Below are 4,042 nucleotides of genomic sequence, written 5' to 3' on the forward strand. Positions count from 1 at the left end.
CGCGGGCGTCGCCATGGCCGCCGGGGCCGCGAGCGCGAGCGCGCCGGCGACAGCGGTGACGACGGCGAGCGTGCGGAAGGAACGCACGGTCAGCTTCTCCCTTGGTGAGTCGTGGCAGGACAGTGCTGCCACGACCCAACGCCGGATCCGCCGTTCGCACAATAGTTCCGACGAGGACCGGACAATGGCTGACCGAATTCGGTCATTGGCTTGATTCTGCGGTCGGGATCGCGACCCCCTCTCCCGGAGCGCCCACGATGCCCTGCGCGACCAGCGCGACGGAGTTCACCTCGTCCCCGGCCCGGCCCCACGGACCGTCCTTCACGAGCACGGCGCGCTTGCCCAGCAGCCGCATCGTCCGCTGGTCGAAGATCCACTCGAACCGGGTGCCGTTGTGCACCCGGGCGACGGCCACCCCGTGGCGCCCGACCGCGTCGACCGCGTCGTCGACGGTCGTCACACCCGGGATCCGGCCCGCCGCCCGGTACAGGGCGGCGGAGACCGCGGGCGGTGCGACCGCGTTGCACAGCAGGTCGCCGATGGTGACGAAGGCCTCCTGGTCGGAACCGGTGGTCGAAGCGGATCCGGCGCCGTGGTTGTACCCGGCATCGGCGTAGATGAGCTTGCTCAGGGCCTCGGGGTCGCTCGGCAGACCGGCCAGCATCCGGTAGGTGGGCGCGTTGAGGGAGACCGGGTCCGGAGCGGGAAGCTGCTGGTCACCGCCGTCCCGACGCTGGAGGCCCGGCCGGGCGCCGTTCACCGCCGTCCACAGCTCGGTGTTCGTCGTGGTGGTGCTGCGCTGCATCGAACCGTCCGTGGACTCCGCCAGCGCGGTGGTGTGGCCGACGGTCCTGACGTAGGTGTACTGGCTGTCCTGGGCCGAGGGCTGCGGCTGGGTGTAGGCGACCCTGGCGATCCGGTCGAGGAGTTCCACGGACGCGGCGGTGGCGGGCGGCGCCTCCTCCGTGGACGAGGAATCGGGGGCGAGGGTCATCGCCGTGATGGCCGCAGCGGTGGCGACGGCGGTCACCAGGACCAGGCCGCGCCACCGGGTGCTGAGAGCGGAGAACGGGCGGGGGCGGGCGAACTCGGTGAGCAGGAAGTCACGGCGGTCGGCCAGCTGGGAGAGCGAGGGTTCCAAGTGGGGCGGCGGGGGGAGCAACCGGGCGAGTTCACGGCGTTCGCAGTGCTCGTCCCACTCGGTGTGGTCGGTGCGTGGGTTGGTCATGGCCGCCTTTCCTGGTGGTGGCCCACGGACTGATGACTGATGGCGAGACCGGCGGGCGTCGACGAGGCGGAGGGGACCCGTGGAGCGGGGGGATCCTCGGCGTCGACGATCCGGCGGAGTTTGTCCCGGACCCGGGAGAGCCGGGAGCGGACGGTGCCGACGGGTATGCCCAGCGCCTGGGCGGCCTCCGCGTAGCCGAGCCCCGACCAGACGACGAGCGTGAAGACCTCACGCTCGGGACCGCCGAGCTGGTCGAGCGCGCGGACGGCGGCCGCGGCCGTATTGGCGTCGGTGATCCGGCCGACCACCTCGTCGGCGAAGTCGGGGATCGGATCACGGCGGGGGAGGCGGGACATCGCGTCACGGTGCCGACGCGCCGTCCGGGCGGTGTTGCGGAGCACATTGGTGGCGATGGCCAGCAGCCACGCCCGGGGGTGCAGCACCTCGTCGCGGAGCTTCTTCCGGAGCCGCCAGGCTTCGAGGAAGGTCAGCGAGACGATGTCGTCCGCGAGATCGCGGTCCCCGGTCGATCTGTACGCGTGCGCGAAGACCGTGCGAGCGTGCTGATCGTAGAGCTCGGCGAAGATCTGGCGCTCGCCGGCCTGCGTCTGCTTACTGGACAAGGAGGACTCCACGCAGATCTGGTGTCCGCAGGGCGGAGAGGGTTCCAGGGAATCTTGAGGAAGTTGAGAAGGCCGGCACCCCGAGGGGTCGGGGCGCCGGGCCGCCAACCGCGTCGAGTTGCACGGGTGCCGAGTTCATCATCGTCGCAGCCGTCGTCGGCGCTGTCTGCCGGGTTCGGTCGGAATCCCTCCACGACCGTCACCGCGAGGACCACCACCGCATACCCGACCAGCCGGTCGTCCCGCCCCGCGCGCGCCCGGCCTGACCGGCTGCCCGGTCGGCCAGGTCGGGGCGCACCTCATCGTCCCCGCAGCCAGGAGCCCCGTCCATCTGCCGATCGGCGGGGCGCATCTCCTCCTCCGAGCGCACCCGGACGACCGGTGAACTGCGCTGCTACCGTCCCGGCATGACGAGGTCCATGAAGTACGCCATCCCGGCGGTCGCGATCGCGTTCCTTCTGGTGCCGCTCGGCCTGCTCGTGCTCCGGGCCGCCCTCGTCGAACCGGCGCCGCCGAGCCCGGTCGGCCGGTGGACCGGGCAGGGGGCGGACGGCACCCGGCTGGAGCTGGCGGAGGGCGGGCGGCTCGGCCCGTCCGTGATACCGGCCGCCGCCTGCCTCGAACCTGCGGCGGCCATGGGAGCGGACGACCTGTTGGAGGTGGCGGACGGCACCTGGACGGCCGGCTACGACCCGGACGCCGGGCACCTGGTAACGGTCCGGTTCGACATGCCCCGGCGGTGCTACCTCACGCTGACGAGCAGTGCCACCGAGGGCGAGGGGCACCGGCTCTTCGTGAGCATGCGCAGGGACCACCGCACCTGGTGGACCCTGGCCCGGCCCTGACGACAGCTCAGGACTCGGCGAGGATCTCCCGGATCACATGGCGCGCGTTCTCCGCCATCGCCGGGTTGGTGTGCCGGTAGTACGGCAGGGCGTTCAGCGCCAGGGACAGGGCCCGGCCGCGGCCGCGCCGCCAGGTGGCGTCGTCCACGTCGAGCGCCGCGCGGTAGACCGCGCGGGCGTCGGGCGGCAACAGGTTCCAGGCCGGCATCAGGTCGCAGGACGGGTCGCCCGCGCCCGTGCAGCCGAAGTCGATCACCGCGATCAGCCGTCCGTCGCCGTCCACCAGCAGATTGCCCGGCATGAGGTCGGAGTGCAGCCACACCGTCCGCCCGTCCCAGGCCGGCGCGCCCAGCGCGTCCTCCCAGAGGGCGGTCACGGCCGCGCAGTCGACGCCCTCCTCGGGCAGCGCCCGCAGGTCCTCGATCGACTTCCTGGTCTCCTCGTCGAGCAGCTCGATCGGCCCGCCCCGGTAGGCGGGCGGGGCGTCCGGCAGGGTGAGGGCCCGGATCGCGGTCACGAAGGCGGCGAGGTCCTCGGCCAGCCGTACCGGCTCGCGCAGCGCCCCCGGCCGGGGATGGGCGCCCTCCTGCCAGCGGTACACCGACCACGGCCACGGGTACCCCTCGGCGGGCCCGCCCGCGCCGAGCACCTCCGGGACGGCGACGGGCAGGAGCGGCGCCAGCCTCGGCAGCCACTCCTGCTCCATCACCAGGTCGGGTGCCCCCCAGTCCACCAGCGGCAGCCGGACCACCATCTCCTCGCCCAGCCGGTACATGGCGTTGACGGTGCCGCCGGAGGGGAAGCGGGTCACCGGCAGCCCGGCCCACTGCGGGAACCGGTCGGCGACCAGGCGCCGGACGAGGTCCTCGTCGATCGGGTGCTGGCCGGGGTGCAGATCCATGGTGTCGCTGTTCATGGGGCACTATCCGACCGTCGTGCCGCCCGGCGGGCAAGTGTTTTTCGGCTGCCCGCCGCCGGGTCTCAGCGGCCGGTGCCCCGCAGGGCCGACAGCGCGTCCGCCGCCGCCCCGGCTGCCCCGGCCGGTGCTGTCGTGCCGCAGAGCGTCTTCACCGCGAGCGCGACGACCGCCGTTTCCACCCCGGACTGGTCGGTGCCCTCGTACGGGTTGTACGACAGCGCCACCTGCCGCTTCCCGTCCGCCGTGCCGAACAGCAGCGTCCCCCAGCCGGGCACACCCCCGTCGTGGCCCCACAGCGGGCCGCAGCCGAAGTCCGCCTGGGCCACGCCGAGCCCGTACGAGCTGTGGCCCGACCCGGTCGGCACGGTCGTGGTGAGCGCGGCCTGCTCGGCCGGCCGCAGCAACCTGCCGCCGAACAGGGCGGCGT

Annotated in this window: 4 protein-coding genes and 1 pseudogene; 1 reads left to right on the plus strand and 4 read right to left on the minus strand. The window is 73.2% G+C overall.

Translation table 11 applies throughout. From position 1 onward, the window contains the following. Positions 1–202 precede the first annotated feature (202 nt). Positions 203–1,228: a CU044_5270 family protein gene (locus VR45_RS17010; protein WP_045940615.1), complete on the minus strand. Its 1,026-nt coding sequence runs from the start codon at positions 1,226–1,228 to the stop codon at positions 203–205. Beyond that, positions 1,225–1,851, minus strand: a complete 627-nt coding sequence (locus tag VR45_RS17015) for an RNA polymerase sigma factor (protein WP_234326002.1) — start codon at positions 1,849–1,851, stop codon at positions 1,225–1,227. Before VR45_RS17015 ends, VR45_RS17010 begins: the two co-directional genes overlap by 4 nt. Before the next feature lie 407 nt (positions 1,852–2,258). Between VR45_RS17015 and VR45_RS17020 the strand changes: the two genes are divergently transcribed. Continuing rightward, positions 2,259–2,696 carry a hypothetical protein gene (locus VR45_RS17020; protein ID WP_159394241.1) on the plus strand — a complete coding sequence of 146 codons (438 nt, stop codon included), beginning with the start codon at positions 2,259–2,261 and terminating at the stop codon, positions 2,694–2,696. 7 nt (positions 2,697–2,703) lie between these two features. Here the strand turns inward: VR45_RS17020 and VR45_RS17025 are convergent, their stop codons facing one another. Next, a complete protein-coding gene (locus VR45_RS17025) occupies positions 2,704–3,612 on the minus strand; it encodes an aminoglycoside phosphotransferase family protein (protein WP_199925957.1) in 909 nt (302 codons plus the stop codon). 65 nt (positions 3,613–3,677) lie between these two features. After that, positions 3,678–4,042, minus strand: a pseudogene (locus VR45_RS17030) (hydrolase); the annotation flags it as partial.

The sequence above is a fragment of the Streptomyces sp. NRRL S-495 genome, from assembly GCF_000966955.1.
GTDB lineage: Bacteria > Actinomycetota > Actinomycetes > Streptomycetales > Streptomycetaceae > Kitasatospora > Kitasatospora purpeofusca.